Raw genomic sequence first — 12894 nt, forward strand, 5'->3', positions numbered from 1 at the left:
GTGAAACAGGCGCGAGTTTCCGCGACAGTAATAGACATGACTGAATCTGGGGTAGACCGAGAAGACACCGACCTCGCGGAAGCGCTGCGCAGGTCCGTAATCGAAACCAACCAGGCGCACGCCCGCATGCTGCGGCTGATCGCCGAATTCGTGGAAACCGAACAGGAGCGGGGCACGCCGATCGAGGTCGCACGCCTCCTGGACATCACCGAGCGCGAGGCGAACCGGAAGATCGCGCTGGCGCAAGCACTGCTGTCCTATCTTCCCAAGACGCTGACCGCGCTCGACAACGGCGAGATCAGTGAAGAGAAAGCCATGGCCGTATTCAGTGCGACTCGGTGCCTGAGCGAGCCCAAGGCGCAGGAAGTCGACGACGTGATCGTGACCAAGTTCCCGGGCCGGAACCCCTCGACACTGCGACGCGCGGCCAACGTGGCGGTCACGAAGGTCGATGCCGAGGCCCACGCTAAGCGTTCCCGTAAAGCGCGCAGCGATTCGATGATGAGAGTCAGCCATGGAGCCAACGGCACTTCGACGCTCCGAGTTCGCCTTCCCGCCGAAGAAGCGATGGCGCTCTACTCGACCTGCGACCGCGTCGCCCAGGACCTCAAGGCCCAGGGTGACACGCGACCGGTGGCTCAGCTCCGCGCCCAAACACTCGTCACGCGCTGCCTCGACGGCGAAAACCGTGACGGGGTCGTCAAGGCCGACGTTCTCGTCCACATCGATCAGAGCACTCTCGAAGGCGAGCGAGACGACCCCGCCCACCTCGTCGGCTACGGCCCCATCTCCGCGGCTGTCGGTCGCGAGATCAGTGCGAGCCCCCATGCGACCCAGCGCACGACTGCGGAACCTCGGCCCAGTACCGAGCGCGTGCTCCACCGCACGCCCCCGGCCAGCCCCCACCTAGCCGGTCGGTCCGCACGAATCCGGCTGCGCCCACCGGTACCGTCGCAGCGCAATCGCTCGTCCTGCGGGGCTCCCGGCGCGAGCGCGGCCGAATCCCCAGCACCGACCTTGACGGATTCCGTCGCCGAGGAGCAATAGCTACCCGAGTGCTAGTGTTCTGAGTCGTTGATTGTTTTATTGATCCGGGTGCAGTAGTGGGCCAGGCTGTCCAGGATTTCGTCGGCGGTTTTGGTCCACACGAACGGTTTCGGGTTGTCGTTCCATGCGGCGATCCAGGCATCGACGTCGTCTTCCAGTTCCTTGACGCTGCGATGGGCCGAGCGACGCAGTTTGCGGTTGGTCAACTCCGCGAACCAGCGTTCCACCAGGTTCAGCCAACTGCTGGAAGTCGGGGTGAAGTGCAGGTGGAAGCGAGGATGCGCGGCCAGCCAGGTCTTGATCGCCGGGGTTTTATGGGTGGCGTAGTTGTCGCACACCAGGTGTAGATCCAGCTCGGCTGGCGTGTTCTTGTCGATGGTTTTGAGGAACCGCAAGAATTCCTGGTGCCGGTGACGGCGCTGATGTTGGCCGATCACCCGCCCCGTGGCGATGTCCAGTGCGGCGAACAGGCTCGTGGTGCCGTAGCGGACATAGTCGTGGGTGCGACGCTCAGGGACCCCGGGCATCATCGGCAACATCGGCGCGGTCCGGTCCAGTGCCTGCATCTGGGACTTCTCGTCCACGGCCAGAACCATGGCGTTGCCCGGCGGGTCCAGATACAACCCAACGATGTCACGGACCTTGTCGATGAACAGCGGATCGGTCGAGAGCTTCCAGATGTCCACCAGATGCGGCTTGAGACCGAACGCCCGCCAGATCCGCGAAATCGCCGTCTGCGACATCCCGACCGCGTCCGCCATCGACCGAGTCGACCAATGACTGTCCTCACGAGCAGGTCGCTCTTCCAACGTTTTGGTGATGACCTCCTCGACCTGCGCGTCGGTGATCGTGCGAGGCGCGCCCGGCCGAGGCTCGTCAGACAAACCATCCAGACGACGCTCGACGAATCGCTTGCGCCACTTGCCCACCGTGGGCAACGAGATCTTCAGCTCGCGAGAGACCTCACTGTTGGACAAGCCCTCCGCACAGGCCAGCACGATCCGCGCCCGCGTCGCCAACGCCTGCGCGGTCTTACCCCGCCGAATCCAACCCCGCAACGTGTCACGCTCAACCTCTGTCAATTCCAACAACGACAGTTTCGGACCACGGCCATCACCCATACCCCACACTAAAAAACTACCAACGAATCAACGACTCAGAACACTAGGTGCCTTTGCTTCGCGCGTAGTGCTTACGTGCCTTCGCCCGGTTGCCGCATCGCGCCATCGAGCACCATTGTCGATTGCGCTTCGGTGAAGTGTCCGCGAAGCGAAGACCGCAGTCGTCCGCGGCACAGATCCGAAGAACGACAGAAGCGATCACCGCTTCGATCGCGTCGACGGCAATGATCGCCAACGCGTTCTTCACGGGGTCGGCGACAGCTGCCGAACGCAAGCGCGGTTTGTTGTCACGGTCGTAGCGAAGTTGCGGCGCCACAGGCGGTACCGCGGCCGCAACCTTGTTGATCAAGCCCACATCTTCGGTGGAGGGCCGACTTCCCTCGGGCGTACGGAGAATCCGATCGACCGCTTCCCGCAGAGCGCGGATGCGGACGAGGTCCGCTTCCGCGACTTCGGCGCGGGCGGCGAGACCCGCATGTCGGAGCCACTCACCGACTGCCGCGGTGCTGGTCAACAGCTCCGTGCCGCCGGTCTTCCTGTCCCGCAACGTGTTGACGAGGTCAATGCTGACTCTGCCGCCGTCGAAGACCCAATCCGCCATGACGAGATTCTAACCCTTGCCATCGGTTAAGGGTGCTTCTAGCCTCTAACCCCATCAACTGGTTAGCGGAGGTGACCATGCCGAGTTCGACAGCGATCGTCAACGGAATCCGTATGCACTACCGGTATGCGGGCATGGACCAAGGCGGCACTCCGGTGGTTCTCCTGCACGGCTGGCCGCAGACTTCGCGTTGCTGGCGCCAAGTCATCGACGAGTTGGCCGCGGAGCGGCCGGTCATCGCGCCCGACCTTCGCGGCTACGGCCTCAGCGACAAGCCGCGAACGGGATATGACAAAAGGACGATGGCGGCGGACATCTCGGCGCTGGTGACCAGGTTCGGCTTCGCGCAAGTCAGTGTTGCCGGGCATGATCGAGGAGGACGCGTGGCCCATCGGTGGGCGCTAGATCGGCCGGAGCAGATCGAGCGGCTTGCCGTGCTCGACATCGTGCCGACCCGAGAAGTCTGGCGCCGCCTGGACCTCGGAATCGCGACCGGGTACTGGCACTGGTTCTTCCATCTCCAGCCCGACCTTCCGGAGCGGCTGGCCGGAGCCGATGTCGCGGCCTATCTCGGATACTTCTTCGAACGATGGACTTACCAACGTCAGGGGCTCGACGCCGCGGCGGTCGACGAGTACGTGCGAGCCTTCTCCGCGCCGGGCGCGCTCCGGGCCGGGTTCGACGACTACCGTGCATCGTTTCCCGACGATGCCGATACCGACGACGCGGACTTCGACGCTGGGCGGAGGCTGACCATGCCCGTACTCGCACTCTGGGGCAGCGAAGGTTTGCCCGCGAAGATGCCGGCGTTGGAAATCTGGCGCGAGTACGCCAATGACGTCACGGGTGGACCGATTGAAGAGTCCGGGCACTTCCTCGCCGAGGAGCAACCCGGCCGGTTACTGACGCGGCTTCAGCCGTTTCTCCGGGGTTGACGACGTGGCAACACTGCAAGCGGCGCGCGCCAGTGCGAGACTCCGATGGTCGGACCGGCACGACCTGGGAGCACGACATGACACGGTGGATCATGCTGGCGATCGGCGTCGTGTGCGCCGTGATCGGCGCGGTGTGGATCCTGCAGGGCGTCGGCGTGATCACCGGCAGCTTCATGACGGGACAGAAGCTGTGGTTCCTGATCGGACTCGGCGCCTTCCTCCTGGGGGTGGTCCTACTAGCCGCGACGATCCGGAAGCCCCGGCGCCGGGTGGAGTGAAGACCGCGCGATCAGCCAGCCGCCTCGGTGATGCGGAAGACCGGGTAGCCGGGCGCGATCTCGCGCAGCTTCTCGTCGGATGCGGTCGCATCGACTCCGTCGAAGAACATGCCGACCTCGAACTTCCAGCGCCGCAGGTATGCGCGCAGCAGTGCGGGCTTGTCATCGTCGGCCAGCTCGGTGGCGACGAACTCCTCCACTCGCCTGCCGACCCGGAGCCGGCCGTTGCCTGCCACTCGCAGGTTGCGCACCCACTGCGTATGACCGCGCGGCGCGACGAGATAACGGTCGCCCTCGTAGGTCAGCAGGTTCACCGGGTTCGCCCGCCATTCCCCGGTTTTGCGCCCCTTCACGTACAGAACCCGACTGCCCAGGATGCTGACTCCGAGCTTCGTCAGCCCGGCGACGGCCCGATGCAGGTGGCGTTGTCCCCTGCCCTGCTCGATGAGACGGGTGTTCTGCTCGGTCGGCTGCTGCACGGTCATCGGAACTCCTCACTCCTTGGAGAGCAGTGCTCTCGGTTAAGAGCAGTGAACACCGGCCGCGGAATCTTGTCAAGAGCAGTGCTCTCCAATTGGTGCGGCGCTCTCGCTCGTGGCAGACTGGTCGCCATGCCCGCAAGCCGCACCGCCCGTGAACGCGCCAGAGCCGAGCTGACCGAAGAGATCAAGAGCGCGGCACGTCGTCAGCTGGGCGAGGCCGGGGCCGACGGGTTGTCGCTGCGGGCTGTCGCACGTGAGCTCGGCATGGTGTCGTCGGCGTTGTACCGCTACTTCGCGAGTCGGGATCAGCTGCTGACCGCTCTGATCATCGACGCGTACGACGCGATCGGCGCCACGGCAGAGGACGCAGACGCCCCAGACGGTGAACCGCGCGCCCGGTGGGTGGCGATCTGGCACGCGACCAGAGCATGGGCGCTAGCTCATCCGCACGAGTACGCGCTCATCTACGGGTCACCGATCCCGGGCTACCAGGCTCCCCAGGACACCGTCGCATCGGCGGCCCGAGTCGCCGTCGCACTGTTGCGCGTGGTGGAGGCAGCTACGCCTCGGGCGGTGATCGACGAACCCGCGCCTCCGAAGGAACTCGTCGGACAGCTGAAGGCCGTGGCACAACAGGTCGGGTCGGAGCTGGACCTTGCTGTCCTCGCCCGGTTTCTCGTGGCGTGGACGCAGCTTTTCGGCGCGATCAGCTTCGAACTGTTCGGCCAGTACGTCGGCAGCGCCGATCCGGCGGACTCGTTCTTCGCGTACACGAGTGAGCAGATGGCTGCCTATGTCGGCCTCTAGCCTCGGTCTTTCATGGTGATCTGTAGGTGATGTTGATGTTGGAGATGTTGATGTTGTTGGGTGTGGTTTTGGGTGTGGGCAGGTTGTAGTTGCCGATCTGCTGGGGTATCGGCTGCTCCGGGGTCTTTCGGGTTGTCGGGTCAGGGGTGGTGTGGGTTAGGGGAAAGCGGTGCGGATGCGGTGGAATCCGGTGGCGATTGCGGGGGCCCAGCGCCATGTCCGGTCGATGCGCAGATGGGTTTGGCGTGCGCTGCGGGTGATGCGGGCGGCGACGTGCAGGACGCGGTAACGGAAGGTGGTGATCTCGATCCGGGCGAGGTCGGGCTGGTCGGTGAAGCCGATCAGTTGGCTCCAGCAGACCAGGTCGATCGCGGTGAGCACGGCCTGTAGCCAGGCTGTGTTTTCGGCGAGTCCGCGACAGGGCAGGTTGCGCAGGCCGGTGGCTTTGGCCTCGCGGATGCGGTCTTCCATCCGGGCGCGTTGACGGTGTCGCAGTTCCAGCCCGGCGGCCTGGCCGGGGATGATCCCGGGTGCGGTGTCGGTGAGCAGCGCGGTGATCCGCATCCCGTCGGCGTCGGTGAATCGTAGCTGCGCGCCGGGGTGCGGGCGTTCTTTGCGCAGGATCAGCCGTGACCCTTCGGGCCACTTCGACAGGTCGATCGCGGTGCTGATCTCGGTGACCCAGGCTCCGTCCCGGATCCCGTCCCCAGGCTCGACCGCGGGATGCCAGCACGAAGCCGGGATCGCGTCGACGATGCGCTGCACCCGCGCGTCGACCGGGAACCCGAAGGAGAACCCGACGCCCCGGTCCCGGCAGGTCTGGGCGAAGGTGTGGCTGGCCCCGGCGGAATCACTGCGCGCGAGCAGCCGCGGCGAATCGGGGTCGCCGGGGCGGGGCCGGGCGTAGGTGGGCAACGCCGCCAGCGCCGCATCGAGCACGGCGACGTGATCGGCCGCGGTGCTCGACCCCGCGTTGCCTGGGCGCAGCAACCCGGCCAAGGCTTCCCCGCCGGCGATCTGCGGGCGATCGAGGAAACACAACAGCGGGTGAAACCCGAACGTGTGCTTCCACGTCGCTGCCGCGTCCTGCTTGTCCGAGTGCGCCAGCACGATCGTGGCATCGAAATCCAGACACAGCTCCTCGGACAGGTCCGGGGCAGCCCCGGCCTCCCACGCCCGTTGCCGCGCGGCGGCACGGGCGGCCTGCACCGCGGGCAGATGGGCCTCGTCGATCCGCTCGAGTAACCGCCACGCCGTCGGCATCGACGCGACCGGCCCGAACAGATCCTCCCGGTCCCGCAGCACCGCGATCCCCGACACCGCGTCCGCGCCATCCGCGATCGCCACCGCCACATCAGCGAACACCTGCCCCGGCGCATGCACCGCGACACCACGATAAGTATCAGCCAACGCCGAGTTCACCGCCCCGACCAAACCCGTGACCTCAGCCATCTCCCGCAACAACCCGACACCAGCATGCGACACGACACCAGCACCATCCGCGCTGACCTTCACCCGACCAGAACGCTTGCTATCCTTCACCCGCGAAGTGCCTTCCCGTTCGAGAAACCGGACCCTAGACAAGTCCCAGTTTCCCCTACAGGACAGGCACTTTCGCGCATTCAACCCCCACGACACCCCACCACCCATGAAACACCCAGGCTAGTGACGCTCAATCGCGCGCAAGTGCTTCCCAGCCGCGCAAGAGCAGTTCGACCGCGTCGACGACCACATCGTCGGAGGTGCCTTCGGGGCAGATGAACCGCTGGAACAGCAGGCCGTCTTCCAGCGCGTGCACGATCAGGGCGAGGAACGCGGGATCGGCGGGCGGGGTTGTGCCATGAAAGCGGTGTTCGATGCCGCCCTTGATCGCATCGCGGGCGACTCGCTCGCCTTCGGCGACCATCGGCCGTGCCGAAGGATTTCGGAGCGCGTACAGGTTGAGTTCGGTGCGCAGTGTGAACCACTCGGCGAGGTTTTCCGCCCGTTCCGCATTCCAGGCGCGCAACCGGTTCAGCACCTCCGCGGCGTCGGAGGCGCCTGCCGCCAGCGCCGAGACTTCGCGGACGTCCTGGCGCCGACGCCGCTCGAGCAGGGCGGCGACCAGTTCCGGCTTGTCCGCGAAATTGCCGTAGAACGCGCCCCTGCTGAAACCCGCGTGTTCGGCGATCTGCTCGACGGAGGCGCCGTTGACACCGCGTTCGGCGAACAGCGCGCTGGCGGCGTCCAGCAGTCTCTCTCTTGTCCGCGCGCGACTTTCCTCTCGCGTCAGACGCTTCGCCATGCGGGCCTCCTCCCGGCGTCCGCCGACGTTAGCAGCAGGGGCGGGCCATCCGGACGAGCTCAGTCGTGCTGCCGGGCGCGGTACGCCTGCACCTTGTGCCGATTGCCGCACCGCTTCATCGAGCACCAGCGCCGCTTGCCGGGCCGGGAGGTGTCGACGAACAGCAAACGGCAGTCACTCGCCTCGCATTCGCGCACTCTGTCGGCGAGGCCGGTGCCGAGCAGGTCCACGACTTCGCGTGCCGCGGCGGCGAGCACCTGCTCGCCGGTCACCGGTCCCAGCCAGGTTCGCTCGCCGCTCTCCGGGTCGAGGCCGAGCACGGGCTGCGCGCCGACACTGTCGTTCACGACGGCGAGGTCCGCGGTCGACGGCCAGCCACCCGCGGCGAGCACCGCGGCGATCGTCCACATCCGGTCGCGGAAAGCCTTGAGCCGGAGCAGTTCGCGCGGGCGAACACGGATCTCGACCTCGTCGAGCGGCGCGGTGGCGGCCAACCGCGAACCGAGGAGCCAGTCGGCGAGATCGCCGGGCCGATGCAGGATTTCGAAGCGATCACACGGCTCGGGTCCGCCGGTGAGGAGCAGTTCGAGGCAGAGGCACCCCGGATCGAATTCGTAACTCTGCCCGTCCCCGCCGGTGAGCAGCCTTGTACCCGATTCCATGTAACCACTATAGTCGGTGTCAGACACCTCTTTAAGTAGTTACCGCGAGGATGGCGAAATGACCGTAGGCAGATCCAAGGACGCCGGGTGGATGATCGGCGTCTCCGAGACCGTCGCGTCGCCGGTCGCCACCGTGTGGGACTTCATGCTGAGCCAAGACGGTCTCGCGACCTGGCTCGGCGGCGATGTCACCCTCCAGCCGGAAAAGGGCGCCCCGTACGAAACGGCGGACGGAACGACCGGCGAAGTGCGCGGCTTCCGCGAGCACGACCGGGTCCGGCTGACATGGCGCCCGAAGGACCGGGCACACGAGTCGACTATTCAGTTCACCGTGTCCGCCAAGGGCAACAAGGGCGACAAGACCACCCTCCGCTTCCACCAGGAGCGGCTCACCGGGCCGGAAGAACGCGAGGCGCAGCGAGTCCACTGGCGCGGCGTTCTCGACACGATCGTGCACAAACTGGGAAACCGGGACTAGACCTCGACATTACTCGAAGTCATACCGTCGCAAGCATGACCGACACCGCTTTGCTCGTCGTCGACGTGCAGAACCTGTTCGTCGCCATCACCGGAGACGAGGGGCTCGCGGCCGTGACCGCGATCAACGACCACGTCGCGAAGGCCGTCGCGAACGAGTGGCCGGTCTACTACCTCCGCGACTACCAGCCGGACGCCGACACGGACGGCGATGACACCCTGCTCCACCCGGCGCTGGACGTCCGCGGCACCGTCGTGGAAAAGGGACCGGGTCACCGCGGCGCCTTGTCGGGTTTTCTCCGTCTGCCCGCGGAGATGAAGGGACGGGAACTGGGCGCGGGCGGTTTGAGCGCACTGGCGGGGCACCTCGCCCGCGACGGCGTTCGCGCACTGGTGGTCACCGGGATCGCCACCGGCATCTGCGTGTCGGCGACCGCGGTGGACGCGGTCCGGCTGGGGTACGAGGTGACCGTGCCGCTGTCCGCCTGCGCACCCGCCCACGCGTATCCCGGCCACGACGACGCGGTCGTCGAAGCGCTGCGCGAAGCGGGTGTGACCGTGGTCGCCTGACCTGGCGTCCCCGCAGCTCAGACCCCATATCCGCAGGTAGAGCGCGATCCTGTACGCTCTCCTGCGGAGGATTGGCCGAGCGGCCTAAGGCGCACGATTGGAAATCGTGTTGGGTGTAAAAGCCCTCACGGGTTCGAATCCCGTATCCTCCGCCATCGAATACCGCTGAGCGCCGGGTCCTTCGCGACAAGACCGCGAAGGACCCGGCGTTCGGCTTTTTCCGGCCCCCCATGAGGGTGTTGCCGTACCCTGGAGTGGCTGACCCCCCGTCACTGATCAGGTGTCGGTGGCCTCACGCTAGGTTGTGCGCAATCGGCCGTCCGCACGGCCGGATCCGCATCAGAACAACGGCAACCGAGGAGTTCCGCCCCCATGGCCGGAGTGGAAGAAATCCGTGCTGGAATCGCGCTGGCGAACGAAAAGGCGTCCGCGAGCATCGCCGCGCTGCAGCAGGCCGCGCAGGCGCTGGAAGAAGCGCAGCAGTCGCTCGCGCAGGCCACCCAGGGCAGCACCCAGGACGAGGTAGCGCAGGCGCATGGAATGCTCGCCGAGGCGCTGCAAGGCATCACCGGCACCCAGAGCACGATCCAGGCCTGCATGTCGTCGGCGGACGCCTACTCCGCGCGTCTCTGATCGTGTCCGCGCTCGAAGAGTTCCATTCCCTGCTGGCCATGTCACGCGCGAAGGTCGAGGACGCCGGCGCGCACACAAGGCGCGCGCTCGAGTTGCTCGGCGAAGCGCGCGCGGCGATCGTCGACGGGCATGAACAGGCCGAGCCGTGGCTACCACCGCAGCTGGACGGGGCACTCGAGAAGATCGGGAACGACGCGGCACTGATGTCCACCGCCGACGACCTGTTGAAGGAGTACGAGGCACGCCTCTGATGGGGTTCTCCAAGAGCAACGAGCAACGCGCGCGCGTGGTCAGCGCGCTCGATGCGATGCGCCAGCAAATCGGGCTCGTGCTCGGCGCGGCGCGCGCCGGCCGCGAAGTGGCCGAGACGGAGCTCGCCGGTTTGGAACTCGAACAGAAGGTCGTCCAGACCGGTCTCGACGCGGCCGCGCAGGACGAGGAGATCCTCGCGGCACTTCGCCGCCCGGCGATGTCACAGGTCAGCTCGTGGCTCAACACGGTGCGCGCGCAGTTCTACACCGACGCCTCGACCGTGCCGCGACGGTTGCGCGAGCTGGTCGCGGACGCCTCGGGAGGCGCCGGGCATCTGCCACCAGGCGAGTGGCTCGGGCAGGTCGGCGTCGGCTCGTCGCCGCCGGAGCTGTGGCGCGTCGGTTCCGCCGTTCTGTCCACTTCGGACCCCCGCGATCGCTTCGACGTCGCGGTGCCGTTGCTCGACGAGTCCCATCTCGCGATCACCTCGGCGCCCAAGACGCGGGAGCAGGTGGACGCGCTCGTCGAGGCGCTGCTGATGCGCGTGCTCAGTTCGGTCGAGCCCGGTGCCGTGCGCGTGCACCTGTGGGACATCGGTCAGCTGACGTCCGTGCTGCCGAACCTGTACCCGCTCAGCAAGACGAGCGCGCTCACGCTGTACGACCCGACCCGCCTCCAGGACCTGCTCGACGACCTGTCCGGGCACATCCGGCGCATCCACGCGCACGCGATGCAGGCGGGGCACACGTCGCTGCGCGGGATGCGCGCCACGGTGGGAAAGCGCACCGAGCCGTGGCGGATCGCGGTGCTGTTCGGCAACGGCGAGACGTGGGCGACGGAACCGGTGCGCGATCTGAAGCGCATCGCGGGCGGTGCGCACGCGGCTGGGATTTCGCTGATAGCGGTGGACGTGCCGCACGTGCTCGGCGGTTCGGTGGAGAACATCCGCCTGCTCGACGAGCACCGCGCGGTCACCAGCATGACCGGCCCGAACCTGGTCACCCAGCTCGACCCGCCGATCCCGTCCGGGCAGGTGTCGGGCGCGGCGGGCAAGATCGCGGAGGCGCTGATCGCGAAGCAGGGCGGTCCGCGCTCGTTCACGGACCTGCTGCCAACCGAGCTCGGTAAGGCGAATTCCGCCGAGGAACTGCGCGCGCCGGTCGGGTTCTTCGAGGGGGATCCGGTCGAGGTCGTCATCGGCGACTCCAGCCCGCACGCGCTGATCGGCGGGCCGAGCGGCTCGGGCAAGACGAACTTCCTGTACGCGCTGCTGGGCAGTCTCGCCGCCCGGTACCCGCCGGACGAGCTCGCGCTGTACCTGCTCGACTTCAAGGAAGGCGTTTCCTTCGCCGGGCTCGCCCCCGGCCGCAAGGACGCGACGTGGCTGCCGCACGCGAAGCTGATCGGCGTCAACGTGAACACCGACCGGGAGTTCGGGCTGGCGCTGCTGCGGTTCCTCTCCGACGAGCTGCGCCGCCGGTCGACGGCGGCGAAGGAGCACGAAGTCACCAATCTCGCCGGGCTGCGGCAAGAGGACCCGGACGGGCACTGGCCGCGGATCGTGGCGGTGGTCGACGAGTTCCAGTACCTGTTCGCCGGCCGCGACGCGGTGACGAATCAGGCGACGGCACTGCTCGAAGACATCGCGCGGCGCGGCCGTGCGCAGGGCATCCACCTGATACTGGCGAGCCAGGACGTCGCCGGGATCGAAGCTTTCTGGGGCAAGCCCGCGGTGTTCGAGCAGTGCACGCTCCGGATCGCGATGCCGAAGGCGCGCCGCGTGCTCGCCGAGGCGAACACCGCGGCCGTCTCGGCACCCCGCTGGCACGCCGTGCTCAACCACGAATCCGGGGTGGCGCACGGCAACCAGCTCGCGCACGTGCCGGATGCCAGCGGCAAGGACGTGTTCGCCGCGCTGCAGCGGCGCCTGTGGGACGCCTACGCCGACGAGCACGACCGGCCGCGGCTGTTCGACGGCGCGCATTCGCCGGTACTGGAGCACGTGCCCGCGTTCGGCGAGCTGAAACCGGGCGGCGCGGTGACCGCGCTGCTCGGCCAGTCGATCGATGTCGAGGACACCGCCTGCGGGATCGAACTGGCGCACGCGCCGGGCCGCAACCTGGCCGTGCTGGGCACCGCGGCGGCCGAGGCGCTGTCCATTATGGACTCCGCGGCACGGTCGCTGGCGCGCCAGTACGAGCAGGGGGCGGTGGAGTTCCTGCTGCGCTGTCCCGTCGAGCGGTGCCTGCCCGCCGTGGAGCGACTGGCCGAAGACCTGGTCGCGCACGGGCACCGCGCCGTCGTGCTGGACGCGCTCGCACCGACGCTCGCCGAGCTGGCGACGACCGAGCCGGAGACCGCGAAGATCCTGCTGCTCTACGGCGTCGACGCCGAGCTGCCCGTGCTCGAAGCGAAGGAACCGGGGCAGCTCAAGAGCGGGCTCGACCACCTGCGGATGGTGCTGAAGCAGGGGCCGGGCAAGGGGACGCACACGCTCGGCTGGTGGCGCGGCACGGCGCGGCTCAAGGACACCCTCGGGTTCGGCGGCAACGACGACATCGGCGCGTGGGCCGCGCTCGACGTGCAGGGCAGCGAGCTGACCCCGTTCGCGGCGGGCCAGGTCGTGCACTGGTCACCGCGTCCGGGCAGGGCGCTGTACTTCGACCGGAGCACGCACGCCACGCCCGAGGTGATCATCCCGTTCCTCCGGCCCGATCGGGAGAACCCGTGAGCTCTGACGGAGTG

15 protein-coding genes and 1 tRNA gene are annotated in these 12894 nt (G+C 67.4%); 10 read left to right on the plus strand and 6 right to left on the minus strand.

Annotated elements, in window-relative coordinates; all coding sequences use genetic code 11:
- Nucleotides 1-36: 36 nt before the first annotated feature.
- Complete coding sequence (locus tag HUW46_RS17055) at nt 37-1047, plus strand: DUF222 domain-containing protein (RefSeq protein WP_215548210.1); 1011 nt, start codon at nt 37-39, stop codon at nt 1045-1047.
- An 11-nt stretch (nt 1048-1058) separates the two neighbouring features.
- Here HUW46_RS17055 and HUW46_RS17060 read toward each other — a convergent pair whose 3' ends face one another.
- A complete protein-coding gene (locus HUW46_RS17060; RefSeq protein ID WP_215548128.1) occupies nt 1059-2168 on the minus strand; it encodes an IS630 family transposase in 1110 nt (369 codons plus the stop codon).
- A 43-nt stretch (nt 2169-2211) separates the two neighbouring features.
- Nucleotides 2212-2769: a CGNR zinc finger domain-containing protein gene (locus HUW46_RS17065; RefSeq protein WP_215548211.1), complete on the minus strand. Its 558-nt coding sequence runs from the start codon at nt 2767-2769 to the stop codon at nt 2212-2214.
- A 77-nt stretch (nt 2770-2846) separates the two neighbouring features.
- On the opposite strand from HUW46_RS17065, the gene HUW46_RS17070 reads away from it, so the two are divergent.
- Nucleotides 2847-3704: an alpha/beta fold hydrolase gene (locus HUW46_RS17070; RefSeq protein WP_215548212.1), complete on the plus strand. Its 858-nt coding sequence runs from the start codon at nt 2847-2849 to the stop codon at nt 3702-3704.
- 77 nt (nt 3705-3781) lie between these two features.
- Nucleotides 3782-3982 (plus strand): hypothetical protein, encoded by a 201-nt coding sequence (locus HUW46_RS17075; RefSeq protein WP_215548213.1) that lies wholly within the window; start codon nt 3782-3784, stop codon nt 3980-3982.
- A gap of 11 nt (nt 3983-3993) precedes the next feature.
- On the opposite strand, the gene HUW46_RS17080 is transcribed toward HUW46_RS17075, so the two are convergent.
- Nucleotides 3994-4467, minus strand: a complete 474-nt coding sequence (locus HUW46_RS17080; protein ID WP_215548214.1) for a nitroreductase family deazaflavin-dependent oxidoreductase — start codon at nt 4465-4467, stop codon at nt 3994-3996.
- A gap of 126 nt (nt 4468-4593) precedes the next feature.
- Between HUW46_RS17080 and HUW46_RS17085 the strand changes: the two genes are divergently transcribed.
- Nucleotides 4594-5271 carry a TetR/AcrR family transcriptional regulator gene (locus HUW46_RS17085; RefSeq protein WP_215548215.1) on the plus strand — a complete coding sequence of 226 codons (678 nt, stop codon included), beginning with the start codon at nt 4594-4596 and terminating at the stop codon, nt 5269-5271.
- Between the two features lie 156 nt (nt 5272-5427).
- Here HUW46_RS17085 and HUW46_RS17090 read toward each other — a convergent pair whose 3' ends face one another.
- From HUW46_RS17090 to HUW46_RS17100, 3 genes are all read right to left on the minus strand, one after another.
- Complete coding sequence (locus HUW46_RS17090) at nt 5428-6813, minus strand: IS1380 family transposase (RefSeq protein ID WP_215549925.1); 1386 nt, start codon at nt 6811-6813, stop codon at nt 5428-5430.
- 130 nt (nt 6814-6943) lie between these two features.
- A complete protein-coding gene (locus HUW46_RS17095) occupies nt 6944-7555 on the minus strand; it encodes a TetR/AcrR family transcriptional regulator (RefSeq protein WP_215548216.1) in 612 nt (203 codons plus the stop codon).
- A gap of 59 nt (nt 7556-7614) precedes the next feature.
- Nucleotides 7615-8217: a CGNR zinc finger domain-containing protein gene (locus tag HUW46_RS17100; RefSeq protein ID WP_215548217.1), complete on the minus strand. Its 603-nt coding sequence runs from the start codon at nt 8215-8217 to the stop codon at nt 7615-7617.
- Between the two features lie 58 nt (nt 8218-8275).
- Between HUW46_RS17100 and HUW46_RS17105 the strand changes: the two genes are divergently transcribed.
- The 6 genes from HUW46_RS17105 to HUW46_RS17130 all read left to right on the plus strand — a co-directional run bounded on the left by HUW46_RS17105 (nt 8276) and on the right by HUW46_RS17130 (nt 12880).
- Nucleotides 8276-8695: an SRPBCC family protein gene (locus HUW46_RS17105; protein ID WP_215548218.1), complete on the plus strand. Its 420-nt coding sequence runs from the start codon at nt 8276-8278 to the stop codon at nt 8693-8695.
- A 35-nt stretch (nt 8696-8730) separates the two neighbouring features.
- On the plus strand, nt 8731-9264 hold the full coding sequence (locus HUW46_RS17110; RefSeq protein ID WP_215548219.1) for a cysteine hydrolase family protein: 534 nt from the start codon (nt 8731-8733) through the stop codon (nt 9262-9264).
- 65 nt (nt 9265-9329) lie between these two features.
- A tRNA-Ser gene (locus HUW46_RS17115) sits at nt 9330-9419 on the plus strand.
- Between the two features lie 217 nt (nt 9420-9636).
- Entirely contained in the window at nt 9637-9897 is a 261-nt protein-coding gene (locus HUW46_RS17120; RefSeq protein ID WP_215548220.1) for a hypothetical protein, read from the plus strand.
- A 2-nt stretch (nt 9898-9899) separates the two neighbouring features.
- Entirely contained in the window at nt 9900-10148 is a 249-nt protein-coding gene (locus HUW46_RS17125) for a hypothetical protein (protein ID WP_254126251.1), read from the plus strand.
- Complete coding sequence (locus HUW46_RS17130) at nt 10148-12880, plus strand: FtsK/SpoIIIE domain-containing protein (protein ID WP_215548221.1); 2733 nt, start codon at nt 10148-10150, stop codon at nt 12878-12880. The genes HUW46_RS17125 and HUW46_RS17130 overlap by 1 nt, the downstream gene beginning before the upstream one ends.
- Nucleotides 12881-12894 lie beyond the last annotated feature (14 nt).

Origin of the sequence: Amycolatopsis sp. CA-230715 (genome assembly GCF_018736145.1) — a bacterium.
Taxonomy (GTDB): Bacteria; Actinomycetota; Actinomycetes; order Mycobacteriales; family Pseudonocardiaceae; genus Amycolatopsis.